We start from the raw sequence: 21,917 nt of genomic DNA, 5'->3' as shown, positions 1-21,917 counted from the left end.
ACATATACTACCTATAATTCTATGATAATCCAAATAAATGTTCAATATATTAATCAAAATTTATCCTTTTTATTAAATTTTATTAATTTAACTATAAAATAAAAAATAGATGATTATAAAGTATTAACTATTCTACCTTTATAATCATCTACTATTTAAATATTCAATTTTCTATAATACTAAAAATTAATTTATAATAACTATTTCTTTACTTTCTAATTCTTCTCAACAAGCTTTGCACATTATTAATTTGCTATAGTTTTCATTTTTTTATGATAATAAAGTCCTAATGGAATTGCTGCTGCAAGCCAAGCTATAGGATCAGATAAACATATTCCTGTATATCCTATAAATTTAGGTAATGTAAATGCAACTATTGCCCTTGCTATAAGTTCATAAGCTCCTGCCATCATAGGAACAAAGGATTCGCCCATTCCTTGAAGGGCATTTCTATATATAAATATTAATCCTAAAGGAATAAAGAATATTGCTGCGTAATTTAAACATTCTTGTGCATAAGCTAATATAGCTGCATCTGGATTACTTATAAATAACCCTACGAAGAACTTTCCACCGAAAACTAATATAAGCCCTGCAATAATACTAGTTACTATAGATATTTGAATACATTTCTTTACGCCTTCTTTTATACGTTCATAGTTTCTTGCTCCTAAATTTTGTCCACAATAAGTTGCCATTGTTACTCCAAAAGTAATTGCTGGCTGCATTACTATTTGTAATACTTTAGAAGCTGCTGTATATGCTGCAATTACTGTAGAACCAAATACATTTAAGGCACCTTGTACTGTCATAATTCCAAGAGCAGTTATCGAAAATTGTAGTGCCATTGGAATACCTATTTTTAAATGCTTTATATAAACTCTCTTCTTAACTTCAAAGTCTTCTTTTTTAAGTCTTAATATCTTATATCTCTTATATGTATATATTAAACATAAAATACTTGAAACTGCCTGAGATATAATAGTTGCATATGCTGCTCCTGCTACTCCCATATTAAAGTTAACTATAAATACTATATCTAAAACTATATTTAAAATAGACGCTATTATTAAGAAATATAATGGAGTCTTACTATCTCCTAAAGCTCTTAATATACTTGCTAAAATATTATAAGCAACAGTTGCAATAGTACCTGCATAAATAATTATAATATATGTATAAGCATCATTTATTATATTATCTGGAGTATTCATTAAAGTAAGTAGTGGTCTAGCAGAAACCATACTTATTATTGTAACTATAATAGTTGCTATTAAAGATAATACTAAAGCACTTGATGTAGCTTTTTTAAGCCCATCTTCATCCTTAGCTCCAAATCTTTGAGATATTAAAACACAAAATCCACTAGATAGTCCAACAACAAAGCCATTTATTAAAAATGCCATAGATCCAGTAGACCCAACGGCTGCTAAGGCATCTACCCCTACAAATCTCCCTACTATTATTGTATCTACCATACTGTAAAATTGTTGGAATATATTCCCTATAAGTAATGGTATTGAAAATAATAATATAAGTTTCACAGGATTTCCGGTTGTCATATCTTTTGTCAAATTCTTATCCATACTTTTTACTCTCCTCTATATATTTATATCTATATTTTGTCTTTTGTTTGTAGACTTTCATCCTCGATTATATAGAATACCATTTCTTAAGAAAATAATAAAGTATTTTTATTTATGATTTATTAAATATAATTTCAATTTATATACTTTACTTTTCAAAGGAATTTCACCTTAAAATATTATAAAGTCTTAAAGTGTAAATTATCCATTAAACTATTATGTTAAGTAAATATATTATGTTAAGTAAAATATAGCTGCCCAAAGGCAGCCACATTAATGTAAATAATAATTTTTATTATAACTGAACATTCACCTTGGGTAATTTAATTCAAATTACCAAAAACAATTTAATTTCAAAAACTCCTATAGGAGTTTTCTCCTTAATTATTCATTATTCATTTTTAATTCTTAATCATGCGCTAGCACACCTTTTATCTTCTTCTATGATGTCTTGAAGATCTTCTTCCATCATTATTACCTTGATTACTATTCATTTGACTATTATTATTTCCCATTCCACCATTCATGGAATTTAGTAACATTGAAAGTGGATCCATTTGTTGAGCAGCATTACCATTATTGCTATTCATATTACCATTATTACTATTATTGTTATTCATATTACTTGGCATACCTTGATTTCCACCCATAAGCATACTTATTAGCTGGTTCATATCCATACTGTTATTTCTGTTAGTCCCTTGCTGGCCTTGAGATCCCATATTACCTTGAGGACCTTGCTGAGGATTAAGACCGTTCATAAGCATGGACAATGGATTGTTCATATTACTATTCATATCACCATTCATATTACTATTCATATTTCCATTCATATTATTTTGCCCTGGCATTCCGCCACCCATAAGCATACTTAATAATTGATTCATTCCATTGCCTTGATTGCCTGCATTGCCTTGGCCTGTTCCATTTCCCATTCCACCCATTCCGCCCATACCATTCATAAGCATGGATAATGGATTATTTCCTTGGTTTTGTCCTGGCCTTTGTCCTCCCATTCCGCCCATCATTGAACCTAAAAGCATATTCATAAGAGGATTTCCACCTGAGCCACCCATTGGATTTTGCATGCCACCCATATTAGGCATTCCGCCACCCATTTGACCTCCCATAAGTCCTCTAAAAAGCATATCCATCATTTGCATATGGTTTTTCTCCCTATTTTATTGCTATTACTATATAAATATTTCTATCTATGTACTTTTGCTACAAAATAGTAATTTTAATTTTTAATATTAACTAATGACTTATAAATATCGCTCACTCTTATTCTATTTTTTACTATAAAGCTGTTTTTTTCTTCCTTAGCTAACTCCATTGATAATTTCATCTTATCATCTATAAATCCTGTAATTAGATAAAGATTTCTTACACTATAATCATTATGGGTTTCTTTAATATCATACTTCATTTGTTTTATTAAAGAATTATATGTTTCAATAAGATACTTCTTCATATCATCAATCTTATATGGGAAAATAAACTTGTTAGCAATTACTGTTAAACTTGCACCTATCATTACAAATAATATTCTTTTAACTACTAAATCAATAGTTCCACCAGCCATTGCTGCTGAAGCAACTGCTGATACTGTTACACATATCATCTTCTCCCTATAATTTCTTGAAAAGGAATCCGAATATCCAGCTAATAGAATAATAGCAGATCTTGCAGTTTGATTTCTAATAACTGAGAAAGATATTAATACAATTATTCCACCAATTATAGTTGCTATTACTCTATCCTTTACCCTACTATTTGATACTTCAGAATATGGCTGAATTAAAGAGAAAATTGTAAAGCACATCCATCTTCCTTCAGATAAATTGAATAATTTTGCTATAAATACAGTAATTGACCCTACTATTGCTAATCTTATGGCATACCTGACTTTAGCCGAATCAATTTTTAAATTACTTTTATGAACAAATCTCTTGTGAAAATGGTGTGGAACTTCACATTCTTTTCTTATATTATTTTTTTCCTTATTATCAATAATATCTATACTTTCAACTTTCTTATAAAGAATGGTCATTATGTCAACAAACTCATTAACATATTCATACCTTACTTTTTGATTATTAATATGAGACTTTATTTTATCTATATCTTCTAAACTTAAATTTCTATCTTTTATTATTTCAACTTCACTATATACATCATTTAATAAGTCACTATAGTCACTTCTATTTTCTAATTCACTAATATTATCTAAAAGTAAATTTATCCTCTCAAGTGCCCATAAAATATCTGTTGTTAATATTCCATCTTTTGTTAGATAATAGTTGTCCACTCTTTTATCATAAATAACTCTCTTTAAGTAATTTATTGATTCTGAAATTGCAAAATTTTCTTTCCCAAAGCTTTCATTTTTCTGTATTGCTATTATCTTAATTAAAATATTGTTACTAATATTGTTTATTACCTTAGTGCCAGTTTTAATTATTTTATCTTTATTTACAATGAATTGAATTATCATTATGAATATAGTTCCAGCTATTAATGCTAAGAATCTATTTATTAAGTCACTTCCCTCAACAGGATAAAAAATCATAAAGAAATACTGTAAACCAAAGGGGATTACCATAGATTTTTTTAAGTTTCCACTAAGCAAATATCCTATTGTAAATAGTCCAATAAAGTTTAATATAATTCCAATCCATACATTTTGAATTGATAAAACAGAAAATATTAGACTAAATAAATTTAAAAATAATATCTTAAAAAAATTACCAACTGGCGTTATAGTTAAATCTACTTCCATAAGAACTAATGCCATAGTAATTATAGTTACGCCTATTAGAACATTTCCTGGTCCAAAAATTGTTTTAAATAAATTCACAAATAAAATTATAAAAATGAATATTAGTGTGTTTGTTATTATTTTATTTTTCACTGCTACCTCTCCCTTTCTATATCCAAGGAGAAATACTATCATATTAATTTTTATAATTCAATAACGCTATAATTGTTAACTTTCTTTTAAGTTTTAGTCAGTATTATAAAAAGGCTATATAAAAATATATCTCATTTATCCATATGAAAATAGGGCTGTCACACCAACAGCCCAAATTAAGAGTTAAAAACTAAAAATTAAGAATTACTGATTTAGTTCTTAATTTTTCATTGTGAGACAGCACCATTTTTTAATATTATCGTATTTAAATATTATATTAATTTTATATACAGGTCTATTTACCTTCATTAATCCATTCTTCCCAAACTTGCGCCTTAAAACCTACAGTTGCTTTTCTTCCATTTCTAACAATTGGTGTATTAATTAAAGTTTGATCCTTTAATAATATCCCTTCTTTAATCTCAGTACTTCTTACATTCCCTAAATTAGATCTTATATAATTCTTTGCCTTAGTATTTATAAGTTCATTTATGCCAATAGCAGTTTTAACTGATGATAACTCCCCCTTACTCATACCCTTTTCCTTCATATCTATTAATTGATACTTTATTCTTCGTTCTTTAAAAAATCTTTCAGCCTTTTTAGTATCAAAACACTTTTTAGTTCCAAATATCTGTATATTCATAATTAAGTCTGTCGCACAAACAGCCAAATTAAAAATTATTCATTATTAATTTTTAATTGTGCGTCAGTACTACACCTCACTTTCACCTTTAAACTATATATTAAAATAATACTTTAATTATATAAAAAATACCTATAGACTTAAACACTTTTTATAAGTGCCTAGTCTCTAGGTATCAGTTTACTTAAAAACAATAAAGTAGGCTGTACACCTAAGTGATTAAAAATCACTTAGGAGACAGCCACCAATTATATTTTCTTTCTATCACTTTTCTTTTTAAGTAAGGCACTAGTATCTATTGAAGAAGATTTTTTCTCTTCATTCTTAGAAGTTTTATTTGATTTCTTATTACTCTTTTCTTTCTTAGCTTCCTTCTTTATCTCTTCAGTTAATTCAGCTTTAGCCTTATCTCTTATTGCTTGTTTTTCTTCTAAAATAACTTTAGAAGCTGGAACTTCATTTGATTTTGAAGTTTTTTCAGTAATACTATTTTTACTATTCTTTACTACTTCCTTTTCCTTTATTTTTTTATCTTTCTTAACCTTAAGTTTTTTCTTATTTAGGAAAGATACTAAATTAAAGTTTAATCTTCTATATGCAATATCTAGCATAAGTAATAAAATTGCTATTAATAGAAGTGGTGTAGTTAAGTTAATCTTCTTATAATCCCTTTCAAGCTTGCCTTCAAAGACTTCCTCTGGTTTATTTATAAAGCTACCCTTAGTTTCCTTTACTATTACATCTAACTTTTCTGCATTAGTGTTAAACTTATATTCATCAGAATATTGAAGGGCAAAGGCTCCCTTATAGGTATTCCTCACTTCTCCACTTTCTTCTTCTCTTACACTAAAGTTATAGAATCCTAATGATGATAATGGAACTTTTGCTTCAAACTTTCCAGGTTCAACTTGTGATAATTCAAAGCTTCCTTCTTCTCCATTTTCTCCATTAAATACTCCATTAACTATTGCATCCTTAGATATCTTATCATTATAAAACTCTATTTTAGCTTCATTTCCTTCTTGAGTAATATTTAAATATCCATCTTCTCCATACTTAGGAATAGTAAAGTAAACCATGTTTTTAATAAGCTGTGGTCCATATTCCCAAGCTAAATAATTCTTACTCCACTGTCCATTTATATCTGAAGTGAAACTAACTGTCCTACCTATTCCATATTGCATAGCAGCTAATATTGGTTCATCATGGCTAGAACTTAATATTTCTACTGCATTTTCCTTAATAGAAGTTCCTATATATCCTAAAAGGCTTGGAATTCCATCTGAAGTTTTAACGCCTGATAATATTTCATGGTTACTTAATATTTTAGGTGTAAATTCTTCATTAATTATATAAGTTCCAGCTGATAATAATACTTCCTTTGCAAATATTCTTGGAATATCAGTATATATATCAGTATAATAACTTCTTCCTCTTCCTATTGATGCTAATTGTGCTAAAAGATCACTATTAGCACCTTCCCCTACAGCTACTGTAGATAAAGTAACATTATTATCATTAAATCCTTGAAGTAAGCTTGCATAATTATCAAAACTATATCCATCTTGACCATCAGTTAATAATATAGTGTGTTTTATCTTTGCAGAACTTTCTACCTGCATCTCATATCCCTTTTGCAGAGCTGGGAATATTGAAGTTCCACCTCTGATTTGTATTCCAGAAATAAGTTCTTTGATTTCATCCTTATCTCCCACCTTTTGAAGTGGTACAACAACATCATAAGTATCATCAAAGGCAATTACTGAAATTTCATCTACTTCTCTTAAGTTTTCTAAGGCCTTCATAGCAGCTTCTTTTGCTAAGGTAAGTTTACTTACTCCTCCACCTTCGGCACTCATACTTCCTGATTTATCTATAATTAAGTTAATACTTATAGCAGGAACTTCATTCTTACCTCTCTTATCCATATATACAGGTAATACTTTTTCTAGTGAAGTATCTTTATATCCTCCAAGAGCATAAGAGTCTTCACCACCAAAGGTAATAAGCCCACCACCATAATCCTTAACATAGGCCTCTATATTATCCATAAATCCATTAGTTAAATCATCTCTATGAACATCATTTAATACTATTGTCTTATACTCTAATAATTCATTTAATGTACTTGGAGAAGAACTCGCAGTTATTTTCTTTATATTAGCCCCAGAATTTGATAATATTCCTTCAAGAGCTGTTGAATCTCCATTAATACCATTGATTATTAAAATATTCGGTTTATCCATTACATTAGTAAAGGTGCTATATTCATTATTTGCCTTATTAGTATCATCTGCTGCTTCTATTAATACTCTATATCCTTTAAAGCCCCCTGAAGCTTGCTTATCTTTAAATACAAAGGTATTTTTCCCTTTTTGTATCTTTACTTCTTGCTCTCCTACCTTATTTCTACCAGAAAATAAAGTAAGTTTTGCATCTGTAGCATAGTTAGATCTTATATCTATAGAAACTGAAAACTCTTCGCCAACAGCTATATTATCTGGTACTTTAACACTATCTACATAAACTTCATTTCCCTTTTCACCACTTACCTTATAAACCTTAAAATCTATTTTCTGCTCATTTATTAAAGGTATAGATTTTAATATATCACCTTGGTTTTCTTCACCATCAGTAATTAAAACTATCCTCTTTGAGCCACCTCTTTCAAAAAGACTTAATGCACTTTCTACAGCTTCTTGAATATTAGTTGCTGTAGTTACAGGATTTTCATTTAATGTCTTATAAGTCTTCTTCTTATTTAGTACCTTATCTATCTTTGAATTATCACCAAATAAAACTACTGATGCCTTATTCCCTGAAGGTATATTTTCAATAGCAGTATTAATAAAATCCTTCCCGGACTCTTCAAAATCTCCAATACTATCAGAGACATCTAAAAGAAATACAGTTGATATATTTCTACCTTTTAAATTAATAGTTATATTTCCAAAGGCTAATATTAATAAAGTAAAAATCACTATCCTACTTATAAAGATAAATATTTCATTTTTACTCCATGGCTTATATTTCTTATAGCTATAGTACATAAAGGCAAAAATTACTGGGATTAATATTAAAAAATATAGGTTTCCTATTTCAATCTTCATATTCCTTGCCTCCTCTAGTTTCCTCTCTTATACATTATCCATTCAAAAGCTACTATTCCCATTGCAAGTAGTATTAAAAGTGGTGAAATATTTAAGCCTCTCTTTAAATCAGCTTTAGCTTTTACTATATTTTCACTTTCACTTATATTACTTATAGAAGTATTGCTTTCCTTTTCTGATGGGAAGTTTACTGAAAATAATTCCTTTTCTTCTAATACATTTAGCTTATATACTCCAAGCTGATTATCTTCTTTAACTTCATCCCCAGATTTTAAATCTAAGGTCTCACCATTTGGATATGTTAATAAAATATTATTTTCTGAAGACAGACCTCTAGCTATAATCTTATCTCCAGCCTTAAAGTTACTCTTATACACCATTCCACTAGAAATCATATTTTCTCCAAGGTCATAAACTAATATAGGGAATTCCTTCTTTAATGGGAAATCACTATCATGAAGGTCAAAGGATAACGCTGCAATCTTTCTTCCATCTACTTCCCCTTTAAATCCTATATAATCCTCATCTATATTTAAAAAACCTCTTCCATAGTAAGGTATTTCTATAGAATTATACTTTGCTGCAGTAAAGGTTGTGTCTTCTAAATATTTAGATACTTCTCCTATAACTGCTTTAGCTTCTCCACCTTCTCCACCTGAAATAACATTAAAGTATTCATTTGAAGATGGATTTATAAATAGTAAACTTCCTTCACTAGGCATAACATCTGGAGTTACATTATCAAAAACATATAAATCATACTTATCTGCACTAGTTAAATTTGAAGTGCTATTAGTTTTATATACCTCTGTATTTTCTATGCTACTAAAGGCTTTTTCTAAGAATAAGTTTTGCTCAGTAACTATTAAAACCTTGTTCACTTTTTTCTTTCCAACTACATGATTATAAGTATTATCTTCTAGAATCATATCTTTTCTAGAAAGCTCTCCCTTTAGAACTTCTGATTTAATAGTCGGTAAATCAAAAGTTAAGGTTCTACTTTCACTTTCTTTAAGTTCTAAAGAAGTTACTGAAAGCAATTCCTCACCATCATAAAGAGAAAAGTCTCCTGCATAATCTCCTGAACCTCTATTAGTAACAGTAGCTATTACCCTTACCTTATCTTCTAAAAACTTATGTGAAACATTATCTATAGAAGCATTAACTCCAGAGTTTGCTAAAGAAACTATTTTTCCATTAACATCGCCTAAAGAAAAGTCTTTATCTGTAAATGCTATAACTTCATATTCTTCTTCTATTCCTTCTCCTATAGCCTTAATGAAGGATAAGCTTTCACTTATATCACCAGTATTATAGCTTTGAGAAATCTCTGAAATTATCTCATTTGAAATTTCTTTATTAAAATCTCCATTTTGAAGTAATTTGCTATCACCATCATAAGAAATAATATAGGTATTAGTATCATCCTTAGTTGAAGCTAAAAACTCCTTAGCAAGTTTTTTACCTTCTTCAAGTCTTGTACCATCTCCATATTCTGCACTCATACTAGCTGTATTATCTATTAATAAAATAATATTTTTATAGCTTTTGCCTCCAAAATTTAAAAATGGTTTCATTAAACTAAAAATAAGTAATAATAGTATTATTATTTGAAGTAATAACATTATATTTTTTCTAAGCTTTTCCCAAGGTGTATTAGCTCTAGTATTTTTATATACTTCATTCCATAAAAGGGTTGAAGATATAACCTCTTCTCTATACTTTCTCTTCAATATATAAAGTAGTACTAAAAGAGGAATAGTTATTAATAAAAATAATGGCCATAAATTAGTAAATCCCATAACATCATCCCCCTAGTACAATACTCTTTTCTTACTAAACTCACCTAAAATAATATCTTCTATTTCCATTGATGAGCTTACACTAATAAATTTCCCACCATACTTTCTAGCTAAAGATTCAATAGATTTGTTATATGACTTTAACATAGACTTATACTCTTTAATAATATTGGGTGTAATACTCATCTTTACATTTTCACCAGTTTCAGAATCTATAAAAGTGATTTCATTATTAAAATCCGGGTTAATTTCTTCTTCAGATAATATTTGAAGTAAAATAATATCTTGCTTCTTAAAAGCTAAGTATTTTAAAGCATCTTCAAGATTAGATGTACCTTGATTATTTAGGAAATCTGATATTACTATAGATACACCTCTTGGAGATAAGGGCCTTCTTTTTATACTCTTTGTTAAATCAGTACTTCCATTAAACTCAATATCTTCAAGTTCCTTTAATATTCTTCTAAAAGCTTTATTACCTGCTGCTGATTTCATACTATCTATTTCTCCACTATCCATAGTTGAAATATTTACTCTATCTAAGTTATTTAAAGCAATATAACTTAAAGCTGCAGCTGCTTTTAAGGCAGTATCTTTCTTACTTGATTCACCATAATCCATAGATTTACTCTTATCTATAAAGAAATTAAATACACCTTCTCTTTCTTCCATAAAAACTTTAATAAAAAACTTATCAAATCTTCCATAAGCATTCCAATCTATTCTTCTAAAGTCATCTCCTGGGGCATATTCTCTATAATCAGAAAACTCAACAGATACTCCCTTAGCCTTAGACTTTCTTCCTCCCTGAGTTCCAGAGGAAAGCTTTAAATTAATATGCATATTGATCTTATTTAGCTTTTTAAAGAAGTCCTCATTAAATAATCTTTCCCCCATTATCTACACAACCTTTAAATCTTCTAGTATCTTATCTATAATACTTTCCTCTGTTAAGCCTTCTGTAATAGCATCAAAGTTAAGAATTATTCTATGTCTTAAAATAGGGTAAGCTAAAGCTTTAATATCTTCAAAGGAAACATTTAATCTACCTTCCATAACAGCTCTAACCTTAGCTCCACTTATAATACCTTGAGCTGCTCTTGGACTTGCACCAGCTTCAACATATCTTTTAGTAATTTCTGCACCCTCTTCTATTTCTGGATGAGTTGCAAGTATAAGCTTTAATGCATATTCCTTAACTGCATCAGCAAGCTTTATTTCCTTAATAATATCTCTTATTCTTATTATTTCATCACCTTCAAGAACTGAAGTTAAATTAACCTTATCGTTAGTTAATGTTAAATCCATAATTTCCTTTAACTCTTGAAGATTTGGAAAATCTACATTAAGTTTAAATAAAAATCTATCTAATTGAGCTTCTGGTAATGGATAAGTTCCTTCTTGCTCAATAGGGTTTTGTGTTGCAAGAACCATAAAAGGCTTTGACATCTCATATGTTGTTTTACCAACAGTAACTGTCTTTTCTCCCATGGCTTCAAGTAAAGCAGATTGAGTCTTTGGTGTTGCTCTATTTATTTCATCTGCTAATAGAAGGTTTGTAAATACTGGACCTTTTTCAAACTTAAATAAGGTATTATCCCCTTCCTTAACTACTATATTAGTACCTACTACATCAGCAGGCATTAAGTCTGGTGTAAATTGTATTCTTGAAAATTTTAAATTTAAAACCTTCCCAATAGTCTTAACAAGCTGAGTTTTCCCCATACCTGGCATACCTTCAAGTAGTACATTACCATCAGCAAAGATTGCTATTAACACATTTCTTATTATATCTTTTTGGCCTATTATCCCTTTTGAAATTTCTTCTTCACATCTTTTAATTTTCTCAGAAACTTCTAATATATCTTTTTCATTTACTTCCATTTTCTTCACCCCTTAGTTTAATCCTTGGAAATATTCTTTTATAAGATCTTTTAAGCTTTCAGGAAGATTACTATTATTTGTACCTTCTAAGGCACTATTAGTATAATCTCCAATAACCTTATCATAATCTACTTTACTTCCATCTAAGTTAAATCCATTTTGCGAATCTATACTTTGAGAGTCACCATCTTCATTTTTATTTCCAGTTAAATTCCCATCATTGCCAGTATCTCTTCCTGGAATATAAACTTGTTCTCCCTTTTTATTATCTATATCATTTTCTTCGCCTTCGCTACTTCCTGTATTCCATCCTTGACCTGTTCCATTTCCTTGACCCTGACCATTCCCTTGGCCCTGTCCTTGACCATTTCCTTCTCCTTGGCCTTCGCCATCTCCAGATCCGTCTCCTTCTCCAGAGCCTTCTCCTTCGCCTTCTCCAGAACCTTCACCTTTATTAGATCCTTCTCCTTTTTTACCTTCACCATTCTTTTGAGCATTTTCTAGTGCTTCCTTCAAGGCTTCGGCATCAAGCTTACCATCTAAAACTGAATCTGAAGCTGATTCTAAAGCTTCTTTTAAGCCTTCATCATCCATACCTTCAGCTGCACTTGCTAAAGCTTTAGATAAATTATTTAATTCACTTGAACTCATATTCCCCAAGGATTTCTTTAAATTTCCTAAAGCTTTTTCTAGCTCCTTACTATCCTTTGATAATATAGCTTCAGCTAAATCTTTAGATTCCTTCTTCTTTAATAATTCATTAGTTAATTTATTTAAATCTTTCTTAGCATTTTCTTCTTTATCTTTATTAAACTTATCTAGTAAATTCTTCTGCATATTTTCCATAGCTTCTTTACTTTTCTCGTCTTTTGCTTGATTCTTAGCTTCTTCAAGCTTCTTTTCCATTCTTTCTAATGTCTTATTAACATCAAGCTTTTTGTCAGCTTCTTTTAATTCCTTCTTTGCATCTTCAAGGATCTTTTTAATAGCTTCTTTTTCTTCTTCTGATAAATCTTCTAACTTATCTACTTTTTTCTTTTCTTTTTCAACTTTTTTAATATACTCTTGTTGATATTTATTAAATTCTCTTATATTATTAGCTTCTTTTTTAGCTGAAGTATCAATAAAAGCTGTTAATATACACATTGCTAATAAAGCTATCACTACAAGAACTTGCTTTTTTTCTGTCTTTATCTTTAAATTTTCTTTTAAATTATAGTTTTTAATATAATTTACTGTATCTTTTTTCTGAGCTATTGTTATTTCATCATCGTGATTTATAAGCTCTAATGAAGTAGTAACTCTTTCTTTTAATCCCTTTGAATCTACTATTAAAGCAACCTCTTTATCCTTAGGTGCTTTAAAGGCTCCATAAATAATTATTGCTATTATACCTATTACTAATATCCCTATAGTAACTTCCTCTACATATGGAATAGTAATAAATAATGATGTTAATAAAATCAAGAAATTTAAGCATAGTAGGTACTTAATGCCTACTACACTTAAATTAAGTATAAAGTTTGCTTTAATTCTTTTTGATGCCTTTTTAATAAAGGTGATTATTTCATTATTTAAAGAATTCATAGCTCTACTCCTTTACTTTCTTCTTAGCCTTTACCTTTTTCTTTCTAGACATTTTCTTTTCATTTAATGGATTAAGCTTTCTAGCTGCGAAAAGTATAAATACTGTACTTAGGACTAATTGAATTACTACTGATATATATTCAGAATGATGATATATTCCCGATTGACTTGAAATAAACATCATATCTCCAAAGCCAACTTGATTTGATAATAATGTAAAGAAGCCAACTGCTGGACTTAAATATATTATTGGTGAAAACTCTATAGTATTACCCATATATCCACCTCTAAAGGTTTTTAAAAATAGTAATACATAAGCAATAATTAATGTACCAATAAATATAAAGAGAACTAATCCATAAGTTAATGCTGTAGCTGCCTTAGATGTTTTAGAATAACTAGATACTAACACACCTAAAGATCCAACAAAAATAGTACAAACTATAAAATAGCCTACTAGCACTAAAATATTGCTAAGCTTAACTCCTCCAATTAAACCACAAATAGCATATAGAGGTATTGTACAAACTACTAACATTATTACCTTTAAGGAGGATGCTGATAGCTTCCCTAAGATAATTTGAAGGGGACTTAATCTAGTAGATAAAAGTATATCTAAAGTTTGCTTTTCCCTTTCAGAACAAATTGAAGTTGCTATTAATGATGGTACTATAAACATTAGTAATACTGCTTGAATAACAGCCATAATTATATATAGTGTGATTGATCCTTGCATATTTATTCCTGAAGCATATATTTCACTACTATATGAGTTATAAAATATTAGTGCTCCAGCAGATAAAACAGCTACATATATTAATAGCATTACTGTAAATCTAGGTGTTCTTACAGTAAGCTTACTTTCATTTCTTAAAACTGGATTTATTTTCATATTACTTCCCCCCTCTTTATTTATTTTCCTCAGTAATTTGAATAAATACTTCTTCTAAATTACCTGCTGCTCTACTAAAGCTTATAACAGGAATATCCTTAGAAACTAAAGTCTTTAATAAATCTCTAGCTTCCTTATCTCCTCCAACTATAGCTGCAGTAATCTTATTTTCATCTACAGACATTTCCTTTACTTCTGGTATCTCCCTTAAGATTGAAATAGCCTTATCTGCATCTTCCATTACAGTTATATTAATAGGGGCAGTACCTGATGCCATAAGCGTTACTTCTTCTACAGTTCCTTCACAAACTATAGAACCATTTTTTATTATTCCTATTCTAGTACATATTTCACCAAGCTCAGATAATATATGAGAAGATACTATTATAGTCTTTCCCATTTCTCTTAAATTCTTTAATATCCCCTTCATTTCATATCTAGCTCTTGGATCCATACCTGAGGCAGGTTCATCTAATATTAAAAGCTCCGGATTATGAACTAAACATCTAGCAAGACAAAGTCTTTGCTTCATTCCTCTTGATAATCCATCTACATTTGCATCCCATTTGTCCTGAAGATTTACTAATTCTAATAAATCCATAGCTAATTCTCTAGCTTCATCTCCAAGTATTCCATATATAGAAGCATAAAACTCTAAGTATTCAATAGCCTTTAAGTTATCATAAACTCCAAAGAAGTCTGGCATATAGCCTATTTTATCTTTTAATGCTTTATTATCTTTAATTGCATCTATTCCATCTACATAAACTTCTCCACTATCAGCTGAAAGAAGTCCAGAAATTATCTTCATAGTAGTACTCTTACCGGCACCATTTGGTCCTATAAATCCAAAAATCTCGCCTTTTTTTATTTCTAGATTTACTCCATTTAATGCTTTGAAGTTACCATAAGATTTCTCAAGGTTCTTTATAACTAGCATTATTTTTCCCTCCCCTTAACAGAAATTCTTGGTAAAGTTTCTTGGCCTTTTAAATCATCTACAACGTACTTAACTTTAATTGAGTTATTTTCAACATAGTCAGAAACATTCTTTAAATTTTCATAACCTTGGCCCATGTATATTCTTTCATAACTATCAGTACTATAATTGTAAATATATTTTTCAGATGTATTTGAAGCTCCGTTACCATACCTATCTACACCTTGTTTTATCTTTAAATCTACTATTTCAATATTAGTAGGTATATCAAATCTAAAAACTATTTCCCCATTACCGTAAATATATCCATTGTATTCATCTACACCAACATTAGTTGAAGTACCATCTACTTCTGGATTAAAATATCCCTCTGGGAAGTTATAATTACCATCCTTATCTTTAAAGTCAATTTCAGCATCTTGAATTATTACTGTAGTGTCAAACTTACTAATTGACTTACCTTCAAAATTAACACTATAGTCCATTGGAATATTAGTAATTGCAATTAACTTAACATCCTTATCTGAAGCTAATTCTTCTGCAGCAACTCCTATCATAGTTGCATTTCTTAAAATATTCTTATACTCTTTACTCTTTAAGCTATCTTTATTATTCCATCTAGCATTATAGTAATTTTGACTTAAGGTATCTGAATAAGATTGTAGTCCATAAGAACTTGCTATAGCTTTGCTACTTATATCTTTTTCTTCGTCTTTTTCTACATTTCCAAGATCCCAAACACTAGTACCTGTAACAAGTAATAACTTTTCTATATCATATCCTAGAGTGTTTTTTACTTTACCCACTAAATTACCTTCATTAATATTGAAAGAAGATTCTATAGTTGGAAGTACTTGTTCCTTACCTATAATCTCAAAACTCTTCATATCTAAAGCATCACTGTCTTCAAAAGTAAAATATGAATTATTACCACTATAAGTTGTCTTAACTCTTAATTTGTTACTTATCTTTTCTTCTTGACCACCATAATAGTAATTATCATTAATTAAATAATTCATAGTTAAATCTTCAGGTTTTTCTATTTTTACATCATCTTTATATTTTGTTCCAATACCTAGATATCCCTTTGCAGTTCCCTTACCATTTTTATCAACTTTAATAATACTATTTTGATTTAAAACAATATCATTAACTCTTGTTGAAGAACCCATAAAGTAAATAACTACTGCAAATATTATTGATATTGCAGGTACCATAATCCAAGTTAAGTCTCTTTTATTTAGCTTTTTCAATATAATATATAAAGCTATTCCAATTACTATTGCATATATAGCAAGTACTACTAATAATGGAGTTGTTCCTACTATATTATTTATTGGAATATTACTAGAAATTTCTTGAATTCTATATGTGTTTTGATAAAAACCGCCAAAATAATTTTTATTATAAAGCTCACTAATTTTACTTACTAATAGAGTGCTTAAAAATTTACCTGCATCTTTAGATGATATTAATGGTTCTGTACCTAAATCAAAAGCTGATACTATAATTTCACCTTTACCTCTACTAAAAGAATAAGCTAATGGATTTTCCTTTGATCCAGCTTTAACCTTTCCTTCATTAGCTAATAATGATGATGTAATTAAATTCAAGCTATCATCTACTACTTTAATATTTTGCTCTTTAACTCCTGATGATTTAATATTTAGGAAGTCCTTATTAATATTATTTATAGTCTTACCTTCATTTGCTCCAGCACCTATAATTAATAATCCACCTCTATTAATCCAGGAATTTAAGGTAGTGTAATGTTCATCCTTTAAATTAGCCATATTGTAATTATTTATAATTATTACATCTAAGCCATCTATATTAAGGTTATTTTCTCCAATTATGTTTTCATCTAACTTAACCTTTTCAATTCCACCCTTTTGGTCAGGATTTAGTTCAAAACTAGTGCTACCAATATAAGATAAACCTGTTTGGTCATCTGTTAATACTCCTAATAGCAAATTAGCTTCACTAACTCTTCCGCTAGAAACTAAGCCCTTCTTTTCATATAATACTTTGCCATTTTCCACAAAGTTAACTGATATCTTACTGCTTCCTTCTGACATTTTAATAGGTATAACTACCTTACTAGCTTCTCCTTGAGTAGTCGAAACTTCTTTACTGTAAGCATCATAGCTTCCAGTACCATTTCCAGTAACTCTTATTTCTACTTCTCCTTTAAAATCCTTTTCATTACTTGTAAATTCAACAGTTATAGGAATATATTTTAAAGCTCTAAACTTCCCTTCTATCCCTGAACTGATTCTTACATCAAAACTTTCTTTCTTATCTTCTGCTCTAGCCTTCGTATCCATTAACGGCAATGTCATAAAAAATAATACTGCCATAAAAGCTACGAAAAACTTCTTTAAAAATGACTTCATGATTTACCCCCTTAATTTGCAGTTCTTTATATTTTAATTCTAGACGAAACAATATAACTTTATCTTAACAAAATCTTAAAATTTCCTTATTTTATTAAAACAACATAAATTGATTTTATTAAAAAGTTATTTTATAAAAACTCTTCTCTTTTTCCATTTTAATATATATTGGTAATATTTTCTATATAAGTGTGATTTTTTAATATTTCCTTAATATAATAGTATTTTACAAGGCAAAATAATGAAAGAATTATTATATAAATCTTCTTAGATTTTATATAAATATCTTCATAATAAAGGAGGTTTTGCAATACAAAACCTCCTCTTTATTCTTCATTTTTTTCACTATGCATTATACTTTCATTCTTTTATCATTTATTTCCGTACTCTTTAATTAACTTTTCTATATCTGACTTATCCTCTACCCATTCTTCTGTAAATCCACAATTACAGCATAAATATCTAGATACATTTACAGATTTTTTAAAAAAACCAGCTGGAATATTATTTCCCACTCCATATACCCCTGTTGTTCCTTCTATTCTTAGAATCTTATTACTACTACACTTTGGACAAACTTTATTATTTTTCATATTAATCCTCCCCCTTTTTATTACCCTCTAATTAATTGTATCACTCTTTTAATATGGTAATCACCATTTACCTTTAATACTTAAATACATATTAAAGGTAAATTTAAAAGGCTATTACAGAATAATTCTGTAATAGCCTTTTATAATTTGAAATATGAAACCTATTTACCCTCTTTATGTTCCTTTAATATTCTAATATAATGATTAGCTTCTCTTAATACATGGTCAGCTAGAAGTGGTAGAATTATAGATTTTATTTTACATTCCTCTATTCCTACTGTTCCTGCCTTCTTAAAATCTCTTAACTTAATAGTTTCAGTTAATGTATCATTAGTAACATTTGAAAGTGTAGCATCAGTCATACTTTTTGCTTTTTCAATTAACTCCTTATATTCTTTTGCAAACTTATCTGAAGTATCTATTAGTTGCTCTTCACTAGGATCTAATAATCCTCTAATAAATAAAGCATGCTCCATCATAATTTGGTTCCAAAATAGTTCCTGTTCTTTGATATTTTTCTCATCAATATCCTCGTTATTTTCAATATCATATACATATGAAAGATATAGCTTAGCTTCACGTATAATATGTTCAATAAGTAATGGATAGTTACCAGTAAATAGCTTACAAGATAATACTTCATTTAAAATTCTAGTTTTTAAATCTATAAGTCCATCTAACAATTTTATAGCTTTGTTATTAAGTTTTTTTATAGAGCTCATCATCTTAGAATCGAACTCCATCTCACTCTTACAATCTAACATTGATTGTAAAACAGTAATTTTTGAGTTTATTTCTATGCCTGTATAATATTCAGTCTTCCTTTCAGTACTTAAAGTATAGTCTGTAACTATTTCACCTGATTCTAATACTCGCCTTCTAATATTACCTTCACTTAATTTAACAGCTTCTAATAATATCTTTTCAAATTGTACCTTATAGTTATCTGCTTCCTTAGAAAGTTTAGTGTTTTTAGGTGTAAATCCTGCTTCTAAGAACAAAGAATGTTCTTTCATTATTCGTGCAAAAAATAAGTGTAGTTCTAGAGATAATGAAATATATCTTTTACGGCTTATCATAGCTTTCCTCCATAAAATTTCTATTATATTATATTGAAAAACTTTTCTCTATATTCATAATAAAAGCTTATTTAATTAAAATGTTACACCTTATTATAATCTTTTTATACTTTTGACTATTCTTTCTATAATAAACTCTCATCTAAAATTTCTTTTAATAATTCAGGATAATCTGTAAAAGCGCCATCCACCTTATTTGCTATAAGCATTCTCATAAAAATAGGATTATTTACTGTAAAAATATTTACCTTTATATTATTTTTATGAGCTTCTTTAATTAATTTCTCAGAAACTAATCTTAAATCTGGATGAATAGCGTAAGCCCCTAATTTTTTAGCGTAGCTAATTATACTCTCTATAGGGTTTTCGTATAAAACTCCAATTCTTATATTACTTATTTTCTTAACCTTCCTTAAAGAATCATGATTAAAGCTAGATAATATAATTTTCTCTCCTATTCCATATTTATTAATTAAGTTTACAACATCTTCTTCTATATTCTCATAATGAATAACATCTGTTTTTAATTCTATATTAAGTACTATTTCCTTATCTTTAACTAATTCTAATACCTCTTCTAAAGTTGGAATATGACATTCTTCATTGTCTCTAAATAACTTTTTTCTATTTCTAAAGGATTTTAATTCTTCTAAAGTATAGTCCTTTACTAATCCTTTTCCTAAAAAAGTTCTCTCTATATCCTCATCATGAATTACTACTAATTTATTGTCCTTACTTTTGTGTACATCTATTTCTAATCCTTTTGCACCTGCATTTATTCCCTCTCTTAATGAAAGGATTGTATTTTCTGGATAATCTGAACTTGCTCCCCTATGCGCAAAATTAATCATTGATTTATTCTCCTTATTAATTAATACTATTATCTTAATTATACTATAACTATAAGGCTACTACACAAACAGCCTAATTAAAAATTCTCTTAGGAGTCTTTTCATTATTCATTTCATATTGCACGATAATACTACTTTACTATATTTAAATTTTTAAATAAAAAAACAGTAAAGACTTTCATAAGAAAGAATTCACTGTATATATTAATTAAATGTTATGACAATCTTCATATAGACCTTGGACTTTACCCCAGTCTATGACATTCCAAATATTTTTAACATAATCTGCTCTTAAGTTCTTATACTTTAAGTAATAGGAATGCTCCCATACATCTATAGTTAAAATAGGTATTAAATCATCCATTACAGGTGAATTTTGATTGACCCTTTTTACTATTGATAGTTTGCTATCCTTATCCTTTACTAAAAAGGCATATCCTGAACCAAATTGAGTAATAGCAGCATTAGTTAATTCATCTTTTAACTTTTCTAAACTTCCAAAGGTTTTATTAATTTCTTCTAAAAGTTTTCCATCTGGAGCTTTCTTAGGATTTGGAGATAATATAGAGAAGTATAGATTATGATTAGATACTCCCCCTCCATTATTAACAACAGCTGTCCTTATTTCTTCTGGTAAATCAGCAAGGTTCTTAATAAGTTGATCCAAAGTTTTCCCCTTGGTATATTCTTCATACCCTTCTAAAGCCTTATTTAAATTAGTCTCGTAAGTTTGTAGATGCTTTCCATAATGAGTCTTTACTGTCTCTTCATCAATATATGGCTCTAAAGCATTATATTCAAATGGTAATTCAATCTTGTTATACATATTTTCTCCTTTCACTAATACAATGTTATTTATATTTTTCCCATATATTGATTATTTATTCTTTATTATTAAAAACAAAAAGTGTATTATTAATACACTTTTTGCTTTATTTTATATTTATTTTTGTCTATATGTTGTAATCTTCTTCGTAAAGTTCTTCTACCTTACCCCAATCAATAACATTCCATATATTCTTAACATAATCAGCTCTTAAATTTTTATAATTTAAGTAATATGCATGTTCCCATACATCAATAGCGATAACTGGTACTAAACCATCCATAGCTGGTGAGTTTTGATTTGGTCTTTTAACTATTGATAAGTTTCCTTCCTTATCTTTAGCTAAAAATGCAAATCCTGAACCAAAAATTGATATAGATGCATTATTTAATTCTTCTTTTAAGTTATCTACACTACCAAAAGTTTTATTAATAGCTTCTAATAATTTACCTTCTGGAGCCTTCTTCGCATTTGGAGAAAGTATTGAAAAATACAAGTTATGATTTGAAACTCCTCCACCATTATTAACAACTGCTGTTTTTATTCCTTCTGGTAATTCATCAATGTTCTTTAATAATTGTTCTAATGTTTTTCCTTTTGTATATTCCTCATTATTTTCTAATGCTTTATTTAAATTAGTCTCATAAGCTAGATGATGCTTTCCATAGTGTGTTTTCATAGTTGCTTCATCTATATACGGTTCTAGTGAATTAAAATCATATGGTAATTCTATTCTTTTATACATAAAGTTCCCTCCCTTTTTTTCTTTATTATATCATACAAAAAACAAAAAAGCTATCTAATTTGTAAT

17 protein-coding genes are annotated in these 21,917 nt (G+C 28.6%); all 17 read right to left on the bottom strand.

Annotated features, from left to right (window positions below):
• Positions 1-245: 245 nt before the first annotated feature.
• Positions 246-1,574 (bottom strand): MATE family efflux transporter, encoded by a 1,329-nt coding sequence (locus tag E6248_RS03460; protein WP_316339428.1) that lies wholly within the window; start codon positions 1,572-1,574, stop codon positions 246-248.
• Positions 1,575-2,017: 443 nt separating this feature from the next.
• Positions 2,018-2,749 carry a hypothetical protein gene (locus tag E6248_RS03455; RefSeq protein ID WP_316339427.1) on the bottom strand — a complete coding sequence of 244 codons (732 nt, stop codon included), beginning with the start codon at positions 2,747-2,749 and terminating at the stop codon, positions 2,018-2,020.
• Between the two features lie 77 nt (positions 2,750-2,826).
• The gene (locus E6248_RS03450; RefSeq protein ID WP_316339426.1) at positions 2,827-4,500 is read right to left on the bottom strand and encodes an FUSC family protein; all 1,674 of its coding nucleotides are present in this window, start codon (positions 4,498-4,500) and stop codon (positions 2,827-2,829) included.
• A 295-nt stretch (positions 4,501-4,795) separates the two neighbouring features.
• Positions 4,796-5,146: an arsenate reductase family protein gene (locus tag E6248_RS03445; protein WP_316339425.1), complete on the bottom strand. Its 351-nt coding sequence runs from the start codon at positions 5,144-5,146 to the stop codon at positions 4,796-4,798.
• A gap of 248 nt (positions 5,147-5,394) precedes the next feature.
• On the bottom strand, positions 5,395-8,256 hold the full coding sequence (locus E6248_RS03440; RefSeq protein ID WP_316339424.1) for a VWA domain-containing protein: 2,862 nt from the start codon (positions 8,254-8,256) through the stop codon (positions 5,395-5,397).
• A gap of 14 nt (positions 8,257-8,270) precedes the next feature.
• Positions 8,271-10,058, bottom strand: a complete 1,788-nt coding sequence (locus E6248_RS03435) for a BatA and WFA domain-containing protein (protein ID WP_316339422.1) — start codon at positions 10,056-10,058, stop codon at positions 8,271-8,273.
• A 12-nt stretch (positions 10,059-10,070) separates the two neighbouring features.
• Complete coding sequence (locus E6248_RS03430) at positions 10,071-10,955, bottom strand: DUF58 domain-containing protein (RefSeq protein ID WP_136006292.1); 885 nt, start codon at positions 10,953-10,955, stop codon at positions 10,071-10,073.
• A 3-nt stretch (positions 10,956-10,958) separates the two neighbouring features.
• The gene (locus tag E6248_RS03425; RefSeq protein ID WP_136006289.1) at positions 10,959-11,942 is read right to left on the bottom strand and encodes a MoxR family ATPase; all 984 of its coding nucleotides are present in this window, start codon (positions 11,940-11,942) and stop codon (positions 10,959-10,961) included.
• A 12-nt stretch (positions 11,943-11,954) separates the two neighbouring features.
• Positions 11,955-13,529 carry a pectinesterase gene (locus E6248_RS03420; protein ID WP_316339420.1) on the bottom strand — a complete coding sequence of 525 codons (1,575 nt, stop codon included), beginning with the start codon at positions 13,527-13,529 and terminating at the stop codon, positions 11,955-11,957.
• A 4-nt stretch (positions 13,530-13,533) separates the two neighbouring features.
• Complete coding sequence (locus E6248_RS03415) at positions 13,534-14,421, bottom strand: ABC transporter permease subunit (protein WP_316339419.1); 888 nt, start codon at positions 14,419-14,421, stop codon at positions 13,534-13,536.
• A 16-nt stretch (positions 14,422-14,437) separates the two neighbouring features.
• Positions 14,438-15,361 (bottom strand): ABC transporter ATP-binding protein, encoded by a 924-nt coding sequence (locus E6248_RS03410; RefSeq protein WP_316339418.1) that lies wholly within the window; start codon positions 15,359-15,361, stop codon positions 14,438-14,440.
• A complete protein-coding gene (locus tag E6248_RS03405) occupies positions 15,361-17,757 on the bottom strand; it encodes a hypothetical protein (protein ID WP_316339417.1) in 2,397 nt (798 codons plus the stop codon). The genes E6248_RS03410 and E6248_RS03405 overlap by 1 nt, the downstream gene beginning before the upstream one ends.
• A gap of 371 nt (positions 17,758-18,128) precedes the next feature.
• Entirely contained in the window at positions 18,129-18,350 is a 222-nt protein-coding gene (locus E6248_RS03400) for a hypothetical protein (RefSeq protein ID WP_316339416.1), read from the bottom strand.
• A 161-nt stretch (positions 18,351-18,511) separates the two neighbouring features.
• Entirely contained in the window at positions 18,512-19,429 is a 918-nt protein-coding gene (locus tag E6248_RS03395) for a DUF2935 domain-containing protein (RefSeq protein ID WP_316339415.1), read from the bottom strand.
• A 125-nt stretch (positions 19,430-19,554) separates the two neighbouring features.
• Complete coding sequence (locus tag E6248_RS03390) at positions 19,555-20,280, bottom strand: glycerophosphodiester phosphodiesterase (protein ID WP_316339414.1); 726 nt, start codon at positions 20,278-20,280, stop codon at positions 19,555-19,557.
• Between the two features lie 208 nt (positions 20,281-20,488).
• Complete coding sequence (locus E6248_RS03385) at positions 20,489-21,106, bottom strand: superoxide dismutase (protein ID WP_316339413.1); 618 nt, start codon at positions 21,104-21,106, stop codon at positions 20,489-20,491.
• 127 nt (positions 21,107-21,233) lie between these two features.
• On the bottom strand, positions 21,234-21,851 hold the full coding sequence (locus E6248_RS03380; protein WP_316339412.1) for a superoxide dismutase: 618 nt from the start codon (positions 21,849-21,851) through the stop codon (positions 21,234-21,236).
• Between the last annotated feature and the right edge of the window lie 66 nt (positions 21,852-21,917).

This window comes from Clostridium sp. (assembly GCF_032552055.1).
Lineage (GTDB): Bacteria > Bacillota > Clostridia > Clostridiales > Clostridiaceae > Clostridium.
The sequence above is the reverse complement of the archived record's forward strand: the minus strand, read 5'-3'. Positions and strand labels throughout refer to the sequence as shown.

What these genes read in the sequence shown, in the direction of transcription:
- E6248_RS03410 (WP_316339418.1), bottom strand. Translation starts at nt 15,361, where the DNA reads ATGCTAGTTATAAAGAACCTTGAGAAATCTTATGGTAACTTCAAAGCA.
- E6248_RS03440 (WP_316339424.1), bottom strand. Translation starts at nt 8,256, where the DNA reads ATGAAGATTGAAATAGGAAACCTATATTTTTTAATATTAATCCCAGTA.
- E6248_RS03425 (WP_136006289.1), bottom strand. Translation starts at nt 11,942, where the DNA reads ATGGAAGTAAATGAAAAAGATATATTAGAAGTTTCTGAGAAAATTAAA.
- E6248_RS03415 (WP_316339419.1), bottom strand. Translation starts at nt 14,421, where the DNA reads ATGAAAATAAATCCAGTTTTAAGAAATGAAAGTAAGCTTACTGTAAGA.
- E6248_RS03400 (WP_316339416.1), bottom strand. Translation starts at nt 18,350, where the DNA reads ATGAAAAATAATAAAGTTTGTCCAAAGTGTAGTAGTAATAAGATTCTA.
- E6248_RS03430 (WP_136006292.1), bottom strand. Translation starts at nt 10,955, where the DNA reads ATGGGGGAAAGATTATTTAATGAGGACTTCTTTAAAAAGCTAAATAAG.
- E6248_RS03390 (WP_316339414.1), bottom strand. Translation starts at nt 20,280, where the DNA reads ATGATTAATTTTGCGCATAGGGGAGCAAGTTCAGATTATCCAGAAAAT.
- E6248_RS03405 (WP_316339417.1), bottom strand. Translation starts at nt 17,757, where the DNA reads ATGAAGTCATTTTTAAAGAAGTTTTTCGTAGCTTTTATGGCAGTATTA.
- E6248_RS03380 (WP_316339412.1), bottom strand. Translation starts at nt 21,851, where the DNA reads ATGTATAAAAGAATAGAATTACCATATGATTTTAATTCACTAGAACCG.
- E6248_RS03395 (WP_316339415.1), bottom strand. Translation starts at nt 19,429, where the DNA reads ATGATAAGCCGTAAAAGATATATTTCATTATCTCTAGAACTACACTTA.
- E6248_RS03455 (WP_316339427.1), bottom strand. Translation starts at nt 2,749, where the DNA reads ATGCAAATGATGGATATGCTTTTTAGAGGACTTATGGGAGGTCAAATG.
- E6248_RS03385 (WP_316339413.1), bottom strand. Translation starts at nt 21,106, where the DNA reads ATGTATAACAAGATTGAATTACCATTTGAATATAATGCTTTAGAGCCA.
- E6248_RS03445 (WP_316339425.1), bottom strand. Translation starts at nt 5,146, where the DNA reads ATGAATATACAGATATTTGGAACTAAAAAGTGTTTTGATACTAAAAAG.
- E6248_RS03435 (WP_316339422.1), bottom strand. Translation starts at nt 10,058, where the DNA reads ATGGGATTTACTAATTTATGGCCATTATTTTTATTAATAACTATTCCT.
- E6248_RS03420 (WP_316339420.1), bottom strand. Translation starts at nt 13,529, where the DNA reads ATGAATTCTTTAAATAATGAAATAATCACCTTTATTAAAAAGGCATCA.